Origin of the sequence: Smaragdicoccus niigatensis DSM 44881 = NBRC 103563 (genome assembly GCF_000380645.1) — a bacterium.
In the GTDB taxonomy this organism is placed as follows: Bacteria; Actinomycetota; Actinomycetes; order Mycobacteriales; family Mycobacteriaceae; genus Smaragdicoccus; species Smaragdicoccus niigatensis.
Genome location: NZ_AQXZ01000019.1, coordinates 569,027 through 591,079 on the forward strand (window position 1 = coordinate 569,027; position 22,053 = coordinate 591,079).

14 protein-coding genes are annotated in these 22,053 nt (G+C 63.9%); 12 read left to right on the plus strand and 2 right to left on the minus strand.

What is annotated here, in order from left to right:
• Window positions 1–2: 2 nt before the first annotated feature.
• From F600_RS0123890 to F600_RS0123950, 12 genes are all read left to right on the plus strand, one after another.
• Window positions 3–974: an AAA family ATPase gene (locus F600_RS0123890; protein ID WP_018163192.1), complete on the plus strand. Its 972-nt coding sequence runs from the start codon at window positions 3–5 to the stop codon at window positions 972–974.
• On the plus strand, window positions 974–2,164 hold the full coding sequence (locus F600_RS29630; protein WP_018163193.1) for a DUF58 domain-containing protein: 1,191 nt from the start codon (window positions 974–976) through the stop codon (window positions 2,162–2,164). Before F600_RS0123890 ends, F600_RS29630 begins: the two co-directional genes overlap by 1 nt.
• Window positions 2,161–4,458, plus strand: a complete 2,298-nt coding sequence (locus tag F600_RS0123900; protein WP_018163194.1) for a transglutaminase TgpA family protein — start codon at window positions 2,161–2,163, stop codon at window positions 4,456–4,458. The genes F600_RS29630 and F600_RS0123900 overlap by 4 nt, the downstream gene beginning before the upstream one ends.
• Window positions 4,455–5,702 carry an RDD family protein gene (locus F600_RS30870; protein WP_156024801.1) on the plus strand — a complete coding sequence of 416 codons (1,248 nt, stop codon included), beginning with the start codon at window positions 4,455–4,457 and terminating at the stop codon, window positions 5,700–5,702. The genes F600_RS0123900 and F600_RS30870 overlap by 4 nt, the downstream gene beginning before the upstream one ends.
• Window positions 5,699–7,042: an FHA domain-containing protein gene (locus tag F600_RS0123910; protein ID WP_156024802.1), complete on the plus strand. Its 1,344-nt coding sequence runs from the start codon at window positions 5,699–5,701 to the stop codon at window positions 7,040–7,042. The genes F600_RS30870 and F600_RS0123910 overlap by 4 nt, the downstream gene beginning before the upstream one ends.
• A complete protein-coding gene (locus F600_RS0123915; protein ID WP_018163197.1) occupies window positions 7,039–8,547 on the plus strand; it encodes a serine/threonine-protein kinase in 1,509 nt (502 codons plus the stop codon). Before F600_RS0123910 ends, F600_RS0123915 begins: the two co-directional genes overlap by 4 nt.
• Entirely contained in the window at window positions 8,535–9,254 is a 720-nt protein-coding gene (locus F600_RS0123920; protein ID WP_018163198.1) for an FHA domain-containing protein, read from the plus strand. Before F600_RS0123915 ends, F600_RS0123920 begins: the two co-directional genes overlap by 13 nt.
• Window positions 9,255–9,257: 3 nt before the next feature.
• Entirely contained in the window at window positions 9,258–13,751 is a 4,494-nt protein-coding gene (locus tag F600_RS0123925; RefSeq protein WP_018163199.1) for a type VII secretion EssC family protein, read from the plus strand.
• Between the two features lie 107 nt (window positions 13,752–13,858).
• Window positions 13,859–14,131, plus strand: a complete 273-nt coding sequence (locus F600_RS0123930; RefSeq protein ID WP_018163200.1) for a WXG100 family type VII secretion target — start codon at window positions 13,859–13,861, stop codon at window positions 14,129–14,131.
• A 56-nt stretch (window positions 14,132–14,187) separates the two neighbouring features.
• Window positions 14,188–15,018, plus strand: a complete 831-nt coding sequence (locus F600_RS31955) for a CHAP domain-containing protein (protein ID WP_156447937.1) — start codon at window positions 14,188–14,190, stop codon at window positions 15,016–15,018.
• A gap of 11 nt (window positions 15,019–15,029) precedes the next feature.
• Window positions 15,030–15,848 carry a hypothetical protein gene (locus tag F600_RS32215; RefSeq protein WP_174523575.1) on the plus strand — a complete coding sequence of 273 codons (819 nt, stop codon included), beginning with the start codon at window positions 15,030–15,032 and terminating at the stop codon, window positions 15,846–15,848.
• Window positions 15,839–16,480 (plus strand): hypothetical protein, encoded by a 642-nt coding sequence (locus F600_RS0123950; RefSeq protein ID WP_018163203.1) that lies wholly within the window; start codon window positions 15,839–15,841, stop codon window positions 16,478–16,480. Before F600_RS32215 ends, F600_RS0123950 begins: the two co-directional genes overlap by 10 nt.
• Window positions 16,481–16,488: 8 nt before the next feature.
• On the opposite strand, the gene F600_RS31395 is transcribed toward F600_RS0123950, so the two are convergent.
• Together F600_RS31395 and F600_RS30875 are read right to left on the minus strand one after the other, a co-directional pair.
• Entirely contained in the window at window positions 16,489–20,253 is a 3,765-nt protein-coding gene (locus F600_RS31395; protein WP_081629009.1) for an outer membrane protein assembly factor BamB family protein, read from the minus strand.
• 11 nt (window positions 20,254–20,264) lie between these two features.
• Window positions 20,265–21,941 carry a vWA domain-containing protein gene (locus F600_RS30875; protein ID WP_156024804.1) on the minus strand — a complete coding sequence of 559 codons (1,677 nt, stop codon included), beginning with the start codon at window positions 21,939–21,941 and terminating at the stop codon, window positions 20,265–20,267.
• Window positions 21,942–22,053 lie beyond the last annotated feature (112 nt).

Here is a 22,053-nt window from a genome sequence, read left to right on the forward strand (position 1 = left end):
TCATGACGATGACCACCGACCAGGCCGCCTGGTTCGCTGCCACGTTCGACAAACTCGTCTCGAACATCGGCGCCGCGGTGCTCGGCAAGCCGCAGACAGTTCGGCTCGTGCTCACGGCACTGCTGGCCGACGGGCACGTCCTGCTCGAGGACACCCCAGGCACCGGTAAGACGCTACTTGCGCGCGCACTCGCCGCGACGGTTGACAGCACGCACAACCGGATTCAGTTCACCCCGGACCTGCTCCCGAGTGACGTCACCGGCACGGAGATCTACAACCAGAAGAACGGTGAATTCAGCTTCCACAAGGGGCCGATCTTCGCGTCGATCGTTCTCGCCGACGAAATCAACCGCGCATCGCCGAAGACGCAGTCCGCACTGCTCGAGGTCATGGAAGAGTCGCACGTCACCGTCGACGGCACGGCACACGGCGTCGGTCGACCGTTCATGGTCATCGCGACGCAGAACCCGATCGAGCAGGCCGGAACCTATCCCCTTCCCGAAGCCCAGCTCGACCGCTTCCTGATCAAGACCTCGCTTGGCTACCCCGACATCGCGACGACCGTCGACATCCTGTCAGGCGCCGCAATCCGGGACCGGTCCTCGACGATCCGGCCGGTCATCACCGGTGCCGAGATTGCCAAGATGGCCGACCTCGCCGCGACAGTGCACCTCGAAACCGCAGTGCTGGAGTACACGGCCCGCTTGGCGGAGGCCACCCGAAGCAGCGCCGAGACGCGCGTCGGCGTCAGCGTGCGCGGATGCGTCGCGATCATTCGCGCAGCTCGCGTGTGGGCCGCCGCGCAGGGGCGTCACTACCTCACTCCGGACGACGTCAAGGACCTCGTCGGGCCAGTGTGGGCACACCGCCTGATCCTGCACCCGGAGGCCGAATTCGACGGTGTCACCGAGCAGTCCGTGCTTGGTAAGGCGCTGTCGGAGATTCCAGCGCCGAAAGAGCGTACGTCGCTCTGATGAAACGCCTTCTGCAGCTGGGCAAGGACATCACCGAAGTCATCACCCCGATTTCGGTGGTTGTCACCTGCTTTGCCGCGTTCGGAATCGCGGCCGGCTTCGTCCTCGATTGGGTCGAACTCACCGTTCTGGGAATCGGCGCACTGTTTTGTCTGGTGATTTGCGGGCTGTTCCTACTCGGTCGACACAACGTCGATGTCGAGGTGAAGCTGCCGCGAAATCGCGTTGTCGTCGGTGACACGGCCTCCGCCGCGCTCATCGTCACCAACCGCCGATCGCGAATGGTGATGCCAAGCCGCATCGAATTGCCAGTGGGCACCAACACCACCGAGTTCGTCGTTCCGCGACTGTCGCCAGGTGCACACTTCGAGGAGTCGCTGACTATCCCGACGGACCGACGCGGCGTCTACCCCGTCGGCCCGGCACGCTCAGTGCAGGGCGACCCCATCGGGGTCTTCGCACACGAGCAGCCGTGGGGTTCAGCGACAGATCTGTTCGTTCATCCCCGCACAATCCGCCTCGACAACGTGACCGCCGGACTTCTCCGCGACCTCGACGGGCAGCCGGTGCCGCAGCTTTCGGATTCCGACGTCGCTTTCCACGCACTTCGCGACTACATCCCCGGAGACGACCGGCGCGCAGTCCACTGGAAGTCGACTGCCCGCCTCGGCCGGATGATGGTGCGGCAACACGAGGAAACCCGGCGGTGGCATCTCGCCGTCGCGCTGTCTACCAGCACAAACGAATACGCGAACGAGGACGAGTTCGAACTCGCGGTGTCCGTCGCGGGCACGCTGGGACTCCACGCTCTGGCGCACGGACGCGACCTGACGGTGCTCACTCACGACCGCGGCCTCCGCACCACGTCGCGCAACACTCTGCTCGACCAATTGGCCGCGGTGAACATCGCGGAATCCAAGCAGTCGATCGTCGATCTCGCCGCCGACGTCGCCTCGCAGGCTCCGAGCGCCACGATCATCGCGCTCCTGTGCGGTTCGACCGTCGAGGCCGCAACGCTGAAGGCTGCACAATCTCGACTTCCGCTCGGCGTCTTCACCATTGCGGTTTCGGCGCGTCCGGGCGTCCGGCCCGAGAGTCGGCGGATGGGAACACTCCCACTCCTCTCGGTCGGGACGCTGGCTGAATTCCCGCGCGCTATGCGCGGCGTCCGATCGGTGGCCGCACAATGAGCACCCCATCGATTCGTCGTGACCTGGCCGACCTGGCTCCCGTCGCGGTGCTTCTGTTCATCGGTGGACTCGGCTTCGCGACGGTCTTCACCGGTTCGGGCTACCTCATTGCCGTCACTGCCGGAACGCTTGCCGGACTCGGTGTGGTGATGTTGAGCCGGGTCGCACGAATCAGCGCACTGCCGAGTGTCGCCATATTCGCGCTGGTTCTCCTGCTGGTTGGTGCCGTGGCAACCCGTCAGGGCCTCACCGAATTCTGCGTCGCCGTGGTCAAGTCATGGAAGCAGTTGCTCACGGTCAACCCTCCGGTTCATGCGGAAGCCGGGCTACTCACCGTTCCGTACATCACGGCGATCATCTCGGCCTTCATCGCCGGATCATTGGCGCTCCGTCTGCGCTGGCCGTCACCTCAAGGTGCCCGGGCGATCGCACTGATCCCGGCCATCGCCCCACTGCTCACCGCCATCGCGTTCGGTACCCGGAACACCTGGTATCCGGTGGTTTTGGGCGGCGGATTCTTGGTGGTGTCGGTTGGGTGGCTGTCCGCGCACCGGGCCAGCCAGGTGGCCAGGACCGGCGCAAACGGCATGCGACTCGCCCTTGCCGGCGTCATCCTCGTCGGCTCGGCCGCGTGCGGTGCCGCCGTCGCGCCGCAGCTCACTGGCGACGACCGCGCACTGCTGCGCGACCACATCGTGCCTCCGGTCCACACCAATGAATACGTCACTCCGCTCGCGTCGTTCCGGCACTATCTCAAGGACTTCCGCTCCACGACACTGATGAAGGTCACCGGCATGGCACCGGGGACTCGGCTGCGCATCGCCGCGATGGACCGCTTCGATGGTCAGGTCTACAACGTCGCAGCGGCGTCGAGTCGCGACTCAGACTCCGGTGTCTTCGGCAGGCTCGCACAGGCAGACTCCAGTGCCAGCCATGATGCCCTCGGATTCGCCGTCGGCAACCCGGTCCTGATTCGTATCGAAGACGTCGAATACGAAGGTGTGTGGATTCCCTCGCCGGGACCCGTTGTCTCCGTGCAGTTCGAAAGTCCGCGCGCGACCGACATCGAGAACGGTCTGTTCTACAACCCCGCATCGTGGACCGCGATGTCGACAGCCGGGCTCGGACGCGGGGACGTCGTGATCCTGACCGCCGACAGCCCGAAGGTCGTCTCCGATAGCGATCTCGCGTCGACGGGCTTCGCCGCACTCACCGTCCCCACGCCGGAAAGCGTGCCGCCAGAGGTCGCAACCGTCGCGAACAAGGCTGTCGGTACAGCGACCACGCCGATTCAACGCGCTCGCGCCTTAGAGGCGTACCTCCACCGCGAGGGCTTCTACAGCGACGGCCTGCAAGGCCAGGTTCGCTCGCGCGCCGGCCACAACTCCGACCGTATTTCGGTGCTGCTGTCAGGCGATCAGATGATCGGCAACGATGAGCAGTACGCGGTGGCGATGGCGCTCATGGCCCAGTCGATGGGAATGCCCGCACGAGTCGTCACTGGTTTCCAGATGCCCGCCGGCCGCGACAACATCACCGGCGACGACGTGCGGGCCTGGGTGGAAATCGCATTCAAGGGAGTCGGCTGGGTGCCCTTCGACCCGACTCCGCCGCGCGACAAACTACCGCAGCAACAAGCTCCCAAGCCCAAAACGAGCAGCGATCCGCTCGTCGCGGAACCGCCGCAGCCCCCGCAGGATCGGGTTCAGCTGGGCGTCACCACCAATCCCGACGACGGTACGAACGACAACAGTTGGCTGTGGCTTCTCGTGGGCTTGCTGAATGTCGTCATCGTGCTCGCACAGGCAATCGGATTGCTACTGCTGCTCGCACTTCCATTTGTCGTGATCGTCGCACTGAAATGGCGACGGCGACGCGATCGCCGCGCGCTGACCGATGCGTCCGCGCGGGTCGCCGCCGGTTGGCAGGAATTCGCGGACACTGCGATCGACCTCGGCGTTGCGTTGCCGGCGTCGTTAACCCGGTTGGAAATGGCCACCGCGACCAGCACCCGGTACTCGAGTACGGATTTGACTGCACTGGCGACCGGCGCCGACGCCACCGTGTTCAGTCCTGGCCCCGCGACCGACGAAGACGCCGACCGCTACTGGGGCCACATCGATGAACGACTCGCGGAGATCCGCGCCGGAGTGAAGCCATCGGTGTGGTGGCGGGGCGTACTGAACTTCCGCTCGCTGTTGTCGGGGCTGAACCCAGTCCGCGAGATCCGGAGCAAGCTGTCGCTGCCCACGATCGGAACTGTCCGCGCCTCGTCGAGGAAGTGGGTCCGGTGACGCCGCCGATCGTCGCGTGCCCGCACTGCGGAACGCAAAGCGTCGGCTCGTCGCCGTATTGCCACGCGTGCGGCGGCTCGATGGATGTAGCCGCGCGTTCCATTCCGGCTCCGCCTGTACCGCCCGTCGCAACCGACAAAAAGCCGCGCGAACCACGCGTTCTGCCGTACCGGTTGTTGGCATCGGTCATCGATCACCTGGTCGTGTTCGTCCTGGTGATCTGGCCGTTGTGGGATGCGTTCGGCGGTGACACCGGTTGGATACCGACGGTATGGACTGCGGTCGGACTGGTCTACCTCGCCATCGCGACCTTGTGGACGCATTTCACGGGCTTGACCGTCGGGAAGCGGCTCCTCGGCTTCCGAACAGTCTTCGACCGCGAAGAATCCGCCGCGCGCGTCGTTCGCCGTGTGGCGTTGCTCGAGGTCATGAACCTGGTTCTCTTCTTGGGCGCGTGGTCCGTACTGTTCAACAAACAGCGGCGTGGATGGTACGAGCGTGCCAGTTTCGTGCGTCACGAGCCCGATGAGTCGCTCGCCCTGGAGGTCCTCGAACGGATCAAGAACGCACGGTCGGCACCGGCCCAATCGGTTCCGGGCCCGAGCGTCGAACTCCTTCCGGAGATGCGTTCGAGTGGTGTCGACATCGAAGATCAAACCCAGGTTCGAGCAACCCAGGAAGTAGTCCCTCCCCCGGCGCCGATCCAGGTCAGCCCGCCGACCATCGTCGCGCCGACTCCGCCGCCGCCCCCGCACGCGCCCATCGTGCCGCCGCCGGTCGTCGAGGTCCCAACTGTCGTCGTACCACCCGCTCCCGCACCAGCCGCGCCGACTGTCGTCGTACCGCCGACTCCCGCCCCAGCCGAGTCCACCAGAGTTGTAGAACCCCGCACCCCAGCGAAGCCCGTCACCGAGTGGACCCTGGAATTCGACGAGGGCTTGCACCTACCGATTGACGGCTCTGGACTCATCGGCCGGGACCCTGAGCCCCGCCCGGGAGAGACCATCGGCCAACTTGTTCGCCTGGCCGACGACTCGTGGTCACTGTCGAAGACTCATCTCGAATTCTCGGTCCGCGACGGAGTGTGGGTCCGCGACCGGGGGTCGACGAACGGATCGACGGTGGAGATCCACGGCGTGTTCACCACGATCGAACCCTGGAAGGGCGTGCTCATACCTGAGGGCGGAACCGTCCACATGGGGGCCCGACAATTCCGCGTTGTCCGCACCCGAGGGGACGCATGACGACCCATGCGTATCAACCTGGCCCCTGGCCGACTGCGGTGGCGACCTCGGCGGCGGTCATGCTGTGCGGTCGCGCCGAACCTTCGCTCGCCCCAAGCCTGTTCCACGCGCTCGAATCCGGGATGCCCGCCAGCGAAGTCGCTGAGCTGACCAGCGCTCCCCTCGCAATCGTGACCGTGACGAACGACGTCGCCGAAGTCATCGTTCGCGGCACCGCCACGGTCATGGTGATGTCGGAGGAGTCGACGACGACCGTTTCCGAGACGTCCTCGCCCACGCGGATCGACCGACCCGTCGGCATCGAGATGAGAAACAACCCGCACGGCGCCGGACGTCCATCGCTGCCCATCACGTCTGGCGTGGTTCTGGCGAATTCGCTGACTCTCGTCGTCACGCGGTCGGCACTCACCGACCCAGTGGCCGAGCGCGCCATGACTGCTCCCGAAGTCCCGGTACCCGAGCCGCAACCAGCACCCCTGCCCGAGCCCGAGTTCGATCCGTTCGGCATGCCACCACCGGAACCCGAGCAGCAGCAGTCTGATCCCTTCGACATGCCACCGCCAGTGCAGGAACCCGAGGCCGTACCGGCTGCTGAGGAACGCGAGGTTCGTGAGGTATCGGTGGCACAGACTGCCGAGTGGCGCACCGGCATGAACGTGCCCGCGCCAGAGGTCGGACGCGGCTATGACTTCGTCTGGGAGGACACGACTGCGCCGCCCGTCGCCGCCCCCGTGACCGCACAGATTTCCCAGCCATCGCGGCCCGAGCCGCAGGTCGAACCTGTTCCGTTCGTCGACACGCCTCAGTCCGACCACTTCGGCAACACCCGGATGTGGACACCCGCACCGACTGCTCCAGCACCGCCAGCGCCCGCGCCCGATGGGAGGTCAGTACTTGCCCTGGTGTGCGCTCTGAACCATTCGAACCCGCCGCATTTCGCGACCTGCCGTACGTGCCAGGCGCCGCTCGACTCGCCGGCCCGGCACATCAGCCGCCCGGTCGTCGGCACCCTCCGGACGTCGACGGGCTTGCAGATCCCCTTGGACCAGACCGTGATCGTCGGCTCGCGGCCGGACGCCAAGGAAGTCACCGAACCGCAGTTCACGCGCTTTGTAACGGTGCCCAGTCCGGAGCGCGAGATCTCTCGAGCCCACCTGGCGATTCGCGTTGATGGCTGGCATGTGTTGGCCGTGGATCTCCAGTCGACCAATGGCACCTACCTGCTGCGGGGTGGCCGCGCACCGGAACGGATTCCGGCCAGCACCCCGGTTCTCCTCACCGCCGGTGATTCCCTTGATCTCGGAGAAGGCGTCTTGCTGCATGTGGAGGATGTGCCGTGACCAACGCTGTTTCGACGCCACCGGCCATCCCGGGCTACGAGCACCTCGGCCTGCTCGGCAGGGGCGGGTACGCGGACGTTTTCCGGTACACCGAGAACGCCACACAGCGATCGGTCGCGGTCAAAGTCCTGCACGAATCCGCACTCACCCGCGACGTTCGCGATCGCTTCGAGTCGGAGCTTCGGCTCATGGGCCGACTGTCCAACCACCCGTCGATCGTCACGCTCTACAACCAGGGAATCGCCGGCGACGGGCGCCCCTATTTGGTCATGGAGCTATGCCCCGGGGCGAATCTGGGCAAGCGCTTCCGCAGTGAGCGACTTCGTGTTGCGGAGGTTCTCCGGATCGGCGTCGAGATCGCGGGCGCGCTCGAAACGGCACATATGTCGGGCATCCTGCACCTCGACATCAAGCCGGCGAACATCCTCTTCACCGAGTACGGACATCCCGTGCTTGCCGACTTCGGTATCGCGCGCCTTCGAGACGCCGGATTCCAGCAGGTCACGGGCGTATCCGTGCCGTGGGCGCCGCCCGAGATCTTTGCCGACGAAGAGGCGACGAGCCAAGCCTCGGACGTGTGGGGACTTGCCGCGATGCTCTACTCGCTCCTTGCGGGTCGATCGCCGTTCGAGATCCCCGGTGGTGACAACTCCGAAGCTGCCCTGATCGATCGCATCTGCAATGCGACGTTGCAGCCAACAGGACGCCCTGACCTTCCCGCCTCGGTCGAGCGCGTTCTCGCCGCCGGTATGGCCAAGTCGACGAAGGCGCGAATTCAATCAGCCGCGATGTTCGCGCGGATGCTGCAGAGCGAGCAGGTATCCCTTGGATACGCCGAGACTCCCCTTTTGGTGCGTTCTCCAGAGGAGCCCGCGGCACCCGAGCCGGCGCACGACGACGACGGCGACGGCACCCGAATGTCCGTCCGCAGTGTTCGACCACACGCGGTGTCACCGCCGCGCCGGTCGTTCGAGGCACCCAGGGTCACCGAGGGCGTTCGACAGTTCGAATCACCGAAACCCGTCCGCACTCCGGACCCGGTCGAGCTGACCGCGACCCGGAATCGCGACCAGATCAACATGCCCACGGTGTCCGACGAACCTCAGCGCCGCAACTGGATCGCCGTTGTCGCAGCCGTGGTCGTTCTCGCGGTTGGCGGAGTCATCGGCTTCGCCGTCTGGCACTCGCCAGCGACCGAGGAAGCACCGAGTTCATTGCGTTCCGCGCTGCCGACCCAAGAGCCCACCCGGGTCGTACCTCCCGTGAGCGCACTGACCGGTCACGAGGGCGACGGCGGAATCGTCTTCGTCTGGGAGAACCGCAACCCGGAACCGGGCGACTCGTACCGCTGGATTCAAACCCAGACCGGACGGGACGAACAGCCCTCGGAGACGTCGGCGACGACGGTCACCGTGCCCGCCGCTCCGGGTCGTACGTGTATCGCGGTGTCTTTGGTGCGCGACACCGGGCGCGCGTCGGCCCAAACCGAAGCGTGCTTCCCGTGACCCGGCTGCGCATCGAATTCTGCGGCGAATACACCACTCTGGAGCCGGGCGGCCAGTTCGTCATCGGCCGTGAGGGCGACCTGGAGATCGATGACAACCCATACCTGCACCGACGATTTCTGGTCGTCGCACACGAACACGACTTCTGGTGGCTCATCAACGAGGGCACACGGCTGTCTGCGACGGTGTCCGCCGCCAGCGGAACGCAGGCGTGGCTCGCTGCGGGATCGCGGATACCACTGGTCTTCGGCGACACGACTGTCGTCTTCTCGGCCGGACCCGTCACGTACGAATTCAGCGTCCTGATCGATGCACCCGCGTTCTCGTCGGGAGCCTCCGTCAGCGACGGACCACCAACGATCACCAACGACGCAACGCTTGGCGACATGCCCCTGACCGCGTCGCAACGGGCCTTGATCGTGGCCCTCGCCGAGCCTCTTCTGGCACGCGAAGGTACTGGTCAGAGCCGGATTCCGTCCTCGGCGCAGGCAGCCGCGCGACTGGGATGGAGCATCACGAAGTTCAATCGCAAGCTCGACAACGTCTGCGACAAATACGACCGCATCGGCGTCACCGGTTTGCGCGGTGGCGACGGTCAGGTCGCTCTGAACCGCAAGGCCCGGCTCGTCGAGTACGCGATGGCGACCCGCACCATCACCAAAGCTGATCTCCCACTGCTCGACGCCCCGCCGGACGCCGAAGGATAGGCGATGCACCTCAAATTGACTCTCAAGCGTCCGCAGGGGCGTTCGAGCGACATCGGCGTGACCGTCGATGCGACTGCGCTCGTTTCGGACCTCGCAGCCGCGTTGTACTCAGCTGATCCCGCACGCGCTGGGGCTGCCGCGCCGGAAAACCTGACACTTCGCGTCGAAGATCGCAGCGGTCGGCAAGCCGGTGCTCTGCTCGATCCGACTCGGAACCTCATCGAGGCTGGAGTCCGTTCGGGGTCCGTGGTGTCGCTCGAACGCTTCACCGGCAGCCAGGCGCTGGACGCGGGACCCGGCGGGCCGACCGCCGCACTCGTGCGGGTGGTCGGTGGTCCGGATGAAGGAAGGCAGTTTTCGTTACCGGTCGGGGTGAGCACGATCGGTCGCACCGCCCAAAACCAGGTCCGCCTCACCGACCCACTGGTCAGCAAGCGACATGCTCGAATCGTCGTTGGAGAGAGCATCGAGATCATCGATGAGAACTCGGTCAACGGCGTGCTCATCGGCGGTCGCCGCGTGGCACGGGCAACAGTCGGATCTGCTGACCTCGTGCTGGTCGGCGACACGTATCTGACCCTGACATCGACACGCATGGCTGGAACAGCGGTTCCAACAAGCCCGGTGATCGAATTCAACCGATCTCCACGGGTGGTCGCACGATTCCCCGAGCGCACGTTCCAGACGCCGGACCTGCCGAAACATCCTCATATTCAACGCTTTCCGTGGCTGTCGATGCTCATGCCACTGGTGATGGGAGCGGCGTTTTTCGCCATCAGTCGGAGCCTCGTGAGCGTGCTGTTCATCGCGCTCATGCCGCTGATGGCGATCGCGACGTATTTCGAGCAGCGATACGAGGCCAAACGCAATCTCAAGCAGCAGAAGGCGAACTTCGAAACCGGCATGCAAGCGCTGGTCGAGGAGGTCAATGCCGCTCAACAGCTCGAGCGCGCGGTCCGGGCTTCTCAGAGCCCATCCGTCGACGATGCGATGAGTGCCGTGGACCGACTCGGCACGATGTTGTGGACTCATCGCCCGGAGCACAACGGGTTCCTCACCGTCCGGCTCGGGATGGGCGCAGCGCCTTCACTGTGCCGTTTCGAAACCCAATTCGACAAGGACGGCCTCCCTGAATATCGTTCTCGGGCAGTTGAATTCGTCAAACAGAAGAGCATTATCGAGCCGGTTCCGCAGATCGGCGACTTCCGGACGGCCGGCGTCATCGGCGTCGCAGGTCCGCGCGGACGGGTCGAAGGCGTCGCTCGCGGACTGGTGATGCAGCTCGTCGCATTGCACTCTCCCGCCGAGTTGACTCTCACCGTGCTCGCATCGCCTATGTCGAAGCAGACGTGGGAATGGGTCCAGTGGCTGCCGCATGTGGGGTCGGTTCATTCGCCGCTCCGAGGCGCCTATCTCGCGGACAACCAGGGCACCGGACTGGCACTGCTCGCCGAACTCGAAGACCTCGTCGCGAAGCGGTCGGAGGAGCATCGTCAGACCGAACCGCGCGGCGAGGTTCCGGACCTTGCCGGGGCCACGGTTCTCGCACAGCACAAGCCGCCGACGTTGCCGGCAGTGGTGGTCTTGATCGAGGACGACACTCCCGTCGATCGCGCGCGCCTCAATCGACTCGCTGAAACCGGCCCTGAGGTCGGCGTCCACCTCCTGTGGGTCGCCGCGCATGAGCAGGCTCTTCCAGCCGCGTGCCGGACGTTCGTTTTGGTATCCGACACGGCCGGCGCCACCGTCGGACAGGTTCGGCACGGCCTTCACGCCTATCCAACCCAATGTGTGTCGGTTCAACCCGAAGAGGCACTTCGCGCGGCATTGCAACTCTCACCCGTCGTCGATACCGGCCTGGTCATCGAGGACTCGTCCGACCTCCCGCTAGGCATCTCCTGGCTGGACCTGGTCGGCATCGAGATGTCCGAAGCCTCGTCGGTCGTCGCCGATCGATGGCGGCAAGGTGGGTCGATCATCGATCGCAGCGGACCGCCGATACCTCGTCGAAAGGACAGCGATCTGCGGGCCGTCATCGGGTCGGCCGGAGCGACACCACTCGCGCTTGATCTGCGCGAGCAGGGCCCTCACGCACTCGTCGGCGGCACCACGGGTTCGGGTAAATCGGAGTTCCTGCAGACGTGGGTGCTTGCGATGGCCGGGGCCCACAGTCCGGACCGTGTGACGTTTCTGTTCGTCGACTACAAGGGCGGAGCGGCGTTCGCGGACTGCATCGACCTACCGCACACCGTCGGTCTGGTGACCGACCTTTCGACATACCTCGTCCGGCGGGCTCTGACATCGTTGCGGGCCGAGATCCACTTCCGTGAACGGTTACTCCAACGTAAGCGCAAGAAGGACCTCATCTCGCTCGAGCGAACCGGCGATCCGGAATGTCCGCCGAGCCTGGTGATCGTCGTCGATGAATTCGCAGCCCTGGTCAAGGAGATCCCGGAGTTCGTCGATGGTGTCGTCGACGTCGCGCAACGCGGTCGGTCGCTCGGTTTGCACCTGGTACTGGCGACCCAGCGTCCCGCCGGCGTCATCAAGGACAACCTGCGCGCGAATACGAACCTGCGCATCGCCCTCCGCATGGCCGACACGGACGACTCGACGGACGTCATCGGAGTACCGGACGCAGCGAACTTTCCGCCGAACATTCCGGGCCGCGCGGTGGCCAAAACGGGTCCCGGCAGACTGACCACGTTCCAGACGGGATATGTAGGCGGCCGGACCAGTCGCACGCCGGAGGCGCCCCCGATTCAGATCGACGAGATGCGCTTCGGCGCGGCGCTGGCCTGGGAAGTTCCCGCCGCACTCGAAGATGTCCACGCTCGAAAGGGGCCCAACGATATCGCGCGGGTCGTCTCGACGATCAAGGCCGCTGCGACCGAATCGAACATCCCCGAGCCTCGGAAGCCGTGGCTACCCGAGCTGAAGAACACCTATGACTACCGCGATCTCATCACGATGTCGCGCACCGACGACGCATTGCTTCTGGGCATCGGTGACGAACCCGAGCATCAGCACCAGCCGATCCGGTTCTGGGAACCAAACACGCACGGCAACATGGTGATCTTCGGGGCGAGCGGATCCGGAAAATCAGCGGCGCTGCGTCAAGTTACGATCGCAGCGGCCGCGTCATTCCGCGGTGGGCCGGTGCATTGCTACGGGCTCGACTTCTCGTCCGCAGGCCTGAGCCTCATCGCCGACCTGCCGAACGTGGGAGCGATCATCGACGGAGACGACGAGGAACGCCTCAGTCGGCTCATGCGGCAGCTCGTTGCCACAGTCGATGAGCGCGCAACCCGCTACGCCGCAGCTCAGTCGTCCACAATCACCGAGTACCGCGCTCGCGCCAATGCGCCGACCGAGCCTCGAATCGTCGTGCTTGTCGACGGCATCGGAGCCTTCCGCGAGGCCTACGAGCACTCGCTCGCTTCACCCTGGTTCACGATGTTCTGCCAGATCGCTGCCGACGGGCGCGCGGTTGGCGTACATGTCGTGGTCACCGCCGACCGGCCTGCCGCTCTGCCGACGTCGCTGGGGTCGAGCGTGCAGCGCCGAATCGTGCTGAGGATGGCAAGCGCCGACGACTACATGTCTCTGGGAGTCGCATCCGACATCCTCAATCCGAATTCGCCTCCCGGCCGCGGGGTCCTCGATGGCTGCGAGGTGCAGCTCTCGGTATTGGGTGGCGACGCCAACGTTGCGGTACAGGGCCGCGAAATCGCAGCGTTCGCGGCGGCCATGCGCCGCAAGGGCGCAATGCCGGCGCCCGAGGTTGCATCGCTCCCGGAGTTCGTCGCGCTGCCCGACCTTCCGGTCCTGTCGCAAACCGGCGACACCCTGCTGCCCTCCCTCGGGCTGCGGCACGACACCCTTAGCGCTGTCGGCTTCCATGCCAACGGTGCGTTTCTCGTGGCCGGTGCGCCCGGGTCAGGTCGCTCGACGGCGCTGCATTCGCTGGCTCACTCGATTCGACGCGCAACTCCGCATCGAAGGCTCGTCCTGCTGGCTGCCAAGCCAACTCGCCTCGCGTCGCGCTTCGCTTGGACACACGTCGCGGAGGGACCCGACGCCGTCGACAGCCTGGCACGGGAATTGACGGAGTCGATTGAGGCCGGTTCGGCCGAGCCTGGGTCATTCGCATTCATCATCGAGAATCTGCCCGGTCTCGATGGCACCCTCGCCGAATCCGCGGTATCGAATCTCGTCACCCGTTCGATTGACAACGACCATTTCGTGGTTGGAGAAGGCGAGTATTCGACGTGGACGCAGGCATGGAATTTGGCACCAGCTTTCAAGTCTTCACGTCGAGGACTCCTGCTCATGCCGCGCGACATCGAGGGTGACACCCTGCTGCAAACCTCGCTCGGACGGTTGAACAATCGAGACCAGGTGCCCGGGCGCGGGTTCGTCATCAACCGCGGAAAGGCGACGAAACTGCAGGTCGCCGTCGCCGCAGACGAGGTCGGTGTCGTTCACTCGAATTAATCGAGGGCAGTGGGTAGATCTGCCCATTCCCGAAATTCAACAACTCCCCTAACTTTGGGGTCAACCAAAAGAACTGCGAAATTCGCAGCCAACGAAAGGAATTCACAATGGCACGCTGGGGAATGGATGTCGACCAGGTTGAAGGCGCCGCCAAGCAGCTCCGGGACCAGGCGACCCAGATTCAGACCGCCATCTCGAACCTCGATCGCGTGGTCAACGGACTCCCCCACATCTGGGAGGGCCCCGACGCCACCCGCTTCGTCAACGAGTTCTGGCCGCAGCACAAGAAGTCGCTCATGGCTGCCAAGGAGGCCATCACCGGATTGGCCCAGAGCGCAACGAACAACGCCAGTGCTCAGCGGACCGCGTCGCAAGCCTAAGTCATCTGATGGGCCTGCCTTGCAGGCCCATTCTTAGCACCGGAAGGAGTGAAGCCATGGCCCGCATGGGAATGGACGTCGAAAAGGTTCACGAGGCAGGCCGGCAGCTCAAGGCCGGTGCCGAGGAAATCTCGCGCACGATCGCACAGATCGAGGCAACGGTAGGCCGACTTGCGGGAATCTGGGAAGGACCCGACGCGCAGCGGTTCATCCACCAGTGGTGGCCGCAGCACAAGAAGTCTCTCACTGCTGCGCAGCACCACATCGACGGTCTCGGGCAGTCTGCCCTGAACAACGAGTCGGAGCAGCGACAGGCGAGTGGGGCCGACGGCGGCAGTGCGACGGCTCCGAGTCCCGCACCCACCGCACCACCTGCGGGGATCGCGCCGCTCATCACACCGGCAATCGTCGGTGGCGGCGCAGCCCTTTCTGCGGCTGCACATTCTGAAGCAGCCAACAAATTCGTCGCCGATTGGCAAGGCAAGCAGATCGACTACGACCACGCGTATGGGGCCCAGTGCTTCGACGTGTTCCGCCAGTACAGCCACGATGTCGTCGGGAACGGCGACATCGCGACCAACAGCAACGCGGCGTCGGACATCTACAACAAGTACGGCTCGAACGGCGTTGAGAAGTACTACGACCGGATTCCCTATGGCCAGGGGGCGCCGCAGCCCGGGGACGTCATTGTGTATGGCGGAGGCACATACGGGCACGTCGCGGTCATCACCGAAGTCGGCCAGAACGGCGAGTACAAAGTTCTCGAACAGAACTACTCGTGGCAGGACGGCATCGACGCCAATGACCCGGCTACGGTCCGTGAGCACCACTTCGGCGAAAAGGGCACCGGCGTCCAGCCGCTCGGCTACCTGCGTCCGAAGTCGTAGAGGAGTTCTCCATGGCCCGAATGGGAATGGATGTCGAGAAGGTCCACGAGGCGGGCCGGCAACTCAAGGCCGGGGCGACCGACATCGCGAAGGCGATTGCGGCGATCGAGTCTTCGGTCAACCACCTCTCGTCTGTCTGGGACGGACCAGACGCCAAGCGCTTTGTGCACGAGTGGTGGCCCCAGCACAAGAAGGAGCTTCTCGCCGCTCAGCAGCACATCGATGGCCTCGGTCAGTCTGCTCTGAACAACGAGTCCGAACAACGCCACGCGAGCGCCGCGGACTCTGCCGGTGGGGCGAGCGCGACACACAGTCGATCTCTGCACGAGATCTATCAGGACTTCAAACATTGGGGCGAGGACACCGCGGTCGGGAATGTCGTTCGCTCGATTGTTGAGAAGATTCCGGGAGTCTCCTCCGGACTCGATATCGCCGACGACTTTGCGAGCCCTGATCTGTCTGGCGAAGACAAATTCGCAGCAATCTCCGCGGACTCGTTTAAGGCAATCGGTCAAGTCGGAGTTGCCGTCGGCGCGGCGCTAGCCGTCGGCGCGCTGATCGCTGGCGCGCCCGTCGCCGCTCCGGCACTCATCATCGCAGGGGGTATCGGTGCGGTCTATGCCGGCAACGCGATGGCCGTCAACAACACATACCACGGTGGCGGTGGTTTGAACGCTCTCGGGGACACGTTCACAGGGACCGCTCACGATGTCCTGATGTCCGGGTTCGCTGGTGCCACGGAAGGCATTGGTCCACTCGCTGAAATCGGTCTGAATACCGGTTGGTCGATGATGCAGGCACCGTTCAAGAAAGACTTCAGATGGATCTGAGCTATTCGCAGCATCGACTTCTGACCGACGACGAGGTACTGGGAATCGCCCATTGTCAGGGGGCGACCTGGCCGGGAATGCTGCCTTCGGTGTCGTGGGACCCCGATGCGCGATTCATTGCCGCGCTCCGCGGAACTCGCTCGCTCGCGGTGCGCGGCCTTGCCGACGTTTCCGGCGAATCGCTCACCATCGATTCCGAACTCGTTTACGCGATCACGGCAATCACCGAATCACCGGCAGGCATCGGCATGCACTACTCGTCGCTGCATGACATCAACTGGTTCCGTGGAAACGGCACGTATTTTGCGCTGTCAGCCTTGGGAGAGACGCACGCTAGCGTCATCAACCCGGCCGGCGTCCATACCGTCCTTCGAAGCGAGGGTTCAACGGCTGACCGCATCCTCGGCGCGATGAACGAAATCTATTCGGGCGAAGTGCTTCCGGATGAAATCGGGCTGTTCGTCTACTCGTCACCGCATCCGGGAGCGGGCGGCGTCTGGTGCACAGGCGGACGCATCGTCCACGGCGTGATCAATGTGGAGACAGGCAGCGGTGGACGACTATGCCTCGATTCTGTGTCCGAGATCGATCTCCAAGCCGCGAATGACTGGGTGCTTGGCATCGTCGGCTAGTCACGCGCTCACCCCGAGCAGACTTCGAACCCCGGAATCCCGTGGACAAGTGGCGCCCCAACCACACCATTTTCGAGTGTGAAACCCATTTCGGCGGTTGCGCCTGCGCTCCCGTCGAGGCGTGGACGCCGGTGTCCGATAACAAGTGCAGTGCCAGCCTGGGTGTTCATGACAGTGACCGTCTTGTCCGAATATGCGCTTCGAACCTGATCCTCGGTGAATCCCGCGTAGACACCGCGATCCGTTCGGGCATAGTCAGCGGCCTGAATTTGTACGACGGTGCTCTCACGGTCGTGAATCACCGCAGTGGCCGTGCCTCCGTTGGGCGCCTTGTAGGTGATGTAGGTGCAGTGTGACATCACCTGACTCGACGGCGAGTCGGCGACCGCCCTCACCTGGTCCTCGGTCATGCCGATCTTGACGGGCCCGTATCCCTCAGCACTGGCGTCCCAACTGACGGTGGGTGGTGCAGCAGTGGAGGATTCATGTGCCACTGACTGTCCCGCACCGAAGAGATCGAGCGTCGAATCCGACATGATGGCGAATCCGTTGCCCGCGCGCATGGCATTCCCGCTGGCCGAGACAGTCCAGTCGGTGGCCCCGGTTTCCAGGTTGACGGCCCGCACCTGACCATCCATGCCGAAGATCAGTCGGTGACCGTCAGTGAGCCAGTCGCTCGGCACCTGATAGAACTGCTCGGGCTGGAAAGTTTTCTGCCACAGAGTACTTCCTGACTTGAAGTCTTTCGCGACCAATTGATCGCCGCTGAGAACGACGGCGGTGTCACCCACCACGTCGGCCACGCCTCCGCTCGGAACTGACCACAACTGATTACCGGTTGCGAAGTCATACGCGGCTCCGTCGAATATGTAACCGTCGACGCCACTGGGCGCTACAACCGCTCCGTAGCCACCTTCGCGCGCGTAACTCCGAACCTGCTGACCGGTCCGGTCAACGACAATCGTTTCCGATGACGCCCGCGGGTGACAGACGAGCGAGACAAACCCCTTACCTGGGTACAGCGCAACCTCATTGGCATCACCGACGATCTGGGACCCGTCAGCGGCCTTCAGCACAGATTGACCGGAGTCGGTTCCGATCACGACGAAGTCCTTGTTCAGCGCGAACTCCAAATGCGTGCCTTGGCCGCCACATGCGGCGGAGAAAGAGCGCTGGACCTTCCATACGCTGTCCAGGCGATCTACAGTTCCACGCGAAATCGTCGCCTGAGTGACTGAGACGACGTCATCGCCGATCACTCCCAGCGCAAGTACACCCTCAGCAGGGAGCGTGTGGTCGACCGTCCCGCTGTGCGGATCGATGAACGCGACTTCGCTGATGAAGGGCGTGCCAGAAGCCACTCCTCCCTTGGAGTGGAAGCACGGAAGAAGCCCGGCCGCAGTTTCATCAGCACATGCAATTCGGAAACCGAATTGATCGATCTTCCACGTCAAACTTCCGGTCTTGGCGTCGATGCCGGCGAGGTCGGCGGGGCGGTCACCCGGATAGGAGGCGGTCGTCACCAGCGTGTCACCGACGTCGATAAATCCCGCCGCGCGACTGCCGCCGTCAAGGTTCTTTGGTGCGACAAAAGTTCCGCGCGAAAGCACATCAGTCGCGGAAATGGTTCCCAGGCTCACCGGTTCGTCTGGCATTGCCGCACGGAGCTGATTCGAGGTGATCGTCTCGTTGTCGGTGACCAACCGATGGCTGAAGTACCACCAACCACCGCCGCCCGCGGCGCTCAAGACAAGCAGAACGACGACAGCCAAACCAATCCGGCGCCCGCGCCGCAACTGTTCCCGTGTCGCGGCCGGAGCTGTCCAGGACCGCTGGTCAGATCCGACCGCCCCGGGCGGGGATGTGATCGGCGGCATTGAGCCCCACGGATCCGTCTGGACCGGGTCGCGTGCGGGCGCCGGCGGTACGTTCTCAGTTGCCGCAAAGACGCGAGGCTTGTTTCGGGGTTTGGTGTCTTCGTCCGGAAGCGTGTGGTCGACCACCGCAGCCTCCGGGGCAGAGTCGAGGACGCTCGGCTCGAGCTCGCGCTCAGATGCAGTAGCCGGCTCCCAGGGCGAAACAGGTTGAGCAACTTCCTCCGGCGCAGTCGCGGCACTGGTGTCAAACCGCGCAAAACCCAAGTCCGACAGCAGAAGTGCGGTGTTTCCGGACCACTGTCGATCGGTCGCACGAAGGAGGAAGTCCGCCCCAACGAGGACACCGAGAAGCACGATCCACGGGAGTCGATCCGGGCCGAATATCACCGGGATGGCGGTACAGACGGCAAGAACCCGGACGACATGATGAGGTCTGAGATCGAACCGCGCGGAACGCGCCTCAGCTGGGATCGAAGCAGTCGGCGGCGCTCCCCCTTCTCGGACGCTCAGGTCAGAGAACAACGCCGCTTGCATCGCGCGGAAAAGCGGAAAGACCACTGCGAAGTACGCCATGACCACCGGGAAGAGCAACAACGAGAAGCTAGGGAGCGACGCGGCGACGATGACGATGGGTACCGACGTGAGCCACAGCCCGCCGAATACCAGTGCAACCCAGAGGAGGTGGAGCGCCACCACCCGCCAGAATGCTCGTCTCGTCAGCTCAACCGAACGCTTCAGAGAGTCGACGACTCCACGGCCCTCGATCACCAGGGCGAGCGGCGAAAGCCCGAGAAGCACGCCCAGCGCGAACATGAGCGGGGTCATGATAATCGCGGATACGTACATTCCGTCGGGGCCGAATCCCCGCAGCAGGACCCATGCGATCACTGCATCCGGAACGAAGGCGACGACGTAGAACACCAGGTGCATGCGCAGCAATGGAAAGAACCGACTGCGGGCAGTGCGGAAGACCTCGCCCAGCCGGGCACGACGATTGTGGAGTGCGTCCTCGACTCCGGCGATCGTCGCGCCGTTGATCAGAACATCGGCGGGGAGCACCAGCACGGCCATCACCAGCGGAAATATCGCGAGCATTGCAAAGAGCTGAACGAAGAGGTTGTCGAACATCGCACTGGCGATCGCCTTAGTCAGGAACAGCGTCGGAACCGCAACCACGAAAATGGCAACAAAGACGAGCCCGGTGAATCCGATCAGGACCGGATTGCGGGCAACGATCCGGGCCGCCGTCAACACAATTCCGCGCTTCGTCGCAGGTTCATTGGACACGAGCGGCGCGGCTGTGGGCGGGACATGGATTTTCGGCTCGGGCGCCAGCGCGGAGGGATCTGTAAGACGCAGTGCTGCCAAGAAGTCACGAACATAGATTGGCCAGCGAGAGGCACGTGCACGAGTCCTCAAGGCCGCAAAGATGCAGGCCAGGAAGAGCAAGAACCAGGCCATGCTCGGATAGACAAACATGAGTCCGAGAAAGACAACAGCACCGATGACCGCTGCCGCGAACGGAGTCACGTTGACAACCGGACTCGGCGGAACGCCTTCGACAGGCTTGGACGGTCTCATCTCATCGGACAGGAGACCACGGCTCGCGAGCTTCTCGTGAATCGAGGTCGGCCATTGAACCTGTCGCTTCGTGAGGTACCAGTCGACGACACCGAAGATGCTGAGCAGCACGAACCAGATCGCGGCCTTCGCAATCTGCGCTCCCAACGTCGAACTGGTCGAGGTGGTGCCGGTTGAAAGGTCGTATTCGGTTGTCCGCGTCCAGCCTTCGACGCTGAAAATGTAGACGATCGGGACGAAGCAGAGGAACCCGAGAGCCCGAGCAATCGTGTTCGGCTGCAGCTCGAACCGACGCTCTTTGGATGGTTTCGTCACTGTTTGGCTCCTTAAGCCGCTGCGACGTAGTAGACGACGGTGACCGTGTGGGTGGTCAAAGGCCCAGATTCGGATCCGACCTCGACAGTCCAGGCAGTGCTCGATCTGGTGATGCCGCTTGTCGTGCCGCGGTCTGCCCACACGGCGTTGAAGCCACCTCCCGAGCAGATGTAGAAGCCGACGTAGTCCGGATTCGTCTTTGGGTAGCCCCAGCTGCCACCAATTCGCGCGGTGCAGAACGTGCCATCGTCGAGAACGAGGGCGACCGGGTCCGCGACCGCGGGCGGAGCACCGGTGGCGACAACCGGAGTTGAGGTGAACTTCTCCAACTGCCAGTCGTTGGGCTCCTTGGCCCGCATGAGGCAGTAAGCCGAAGCGCCGCTGTCCGTCGGCCAACAGGCCAGCGCATCCATTGCGGTTGGTGCACAGTCAGAAACGACGCCTGAGGTCAACGCGAATCTGGACGAATGGTTGTAAGAACAGTCGAGGTTGTTCGGTCCGAGGGTCCTGGCAACCGACCATCCTGGCTGGACGGATCCGCTCGCGTCCACCGCTGTCAGCGTCACGGTCTTCGGGCCAACGACCTTCTTCGGCAGGCACTTGCACAGGATGATCTTGTTGATCGTGCCTGCGAAACCGTCAGCGGAATAGCCGGTCGTCGACATTCGATAGCCGACTTCTTCCTCTTCGTTCGCAATGAAGATCGCAGTAGTCGAGCCATCGGCCTCGATTGTGGTGCTCCTCGGTTCGCCGTAGAGGTCGACCGCTTCTCGCACGAGGCTGCCGACATGAATTCCGTCGATCGTGCGACCGCCGTTTCGCGGCGCGATTGAAACCAGGGTGTCTCCGTCGAAGGTGAACTCACAGTCGCGCCAGATGACGACACTGTTTGCCGTACCGACGAAGTCCGAGTGCTTGGCCTGAATCTCGGCGAGCGTCATTCCGAGATGAATATCGGCGAGCCCGGTACTGGTCAGGCTCGCCTGGGCCTTGGTCGAGTCGCGCGTTGCGAGGAGTCGGGCTGCCAACTGCTTCGCATTGTCGGCGGTGATCTGGATACCGCCAGTCGCTTCCGCGATACAGATCAATGCGCGATTGGCGGTTTGACCGGTCCGGAAACCGATTGTGTTGATGGTCAGTCCCGGGTGAGTCTGTTTCAGTTCAGCCGCCACATCGCAAGGCGGTTCGCCGCAGGTGTCTTCGCCATCTGATACCAAGACGACTGATTGAGCCGATCCATCTGTGGGCAGTTCAGCGGCGGCAGTCCGCAGCGCACGCGCAATCGGCGTATATCCCGACGCCCGAATCCGGTCGATATCGCCGGCGATCCGTGCACGATCAAGCGGGCGCAACCCGCTGACGACCGACACGTCCCGGCAACCGGCTTCCTTTTCGGCGTCGGAATTTCCGGTGCTGGTCCCGTAGGCAATCAGTCCGACGGGACTTCCTTGTGGCAACTCCGCCACCAGTGCCTTCGCTGCAGACTTTGCCGCGTCGATTCTCGGCCCAGGTGCGTCATCGGTCGTCATCGAACCCGAAGCGTCGAGGACCAGCATGAGCGGTGGCTGAGTCGCATTTTGGGCCGGCCGAGCGGACCCTCCACCGTTGTTGCAAGCTGCCAGAACGAAAACCAAGCCGATGAGGGAAAGTCGACGTGCGGTCGTCAGCCGCAGTTTCCGGATATCCAAGGTTTTCCGTTCGTGCGGTGCCCCACAAGCAAGATCAGCGGTATTGGTGGAGCGTATTTGCAGACACGGGCGGTCAATAGTCGGCTATTCGGATGATTTACCCACTCTCATC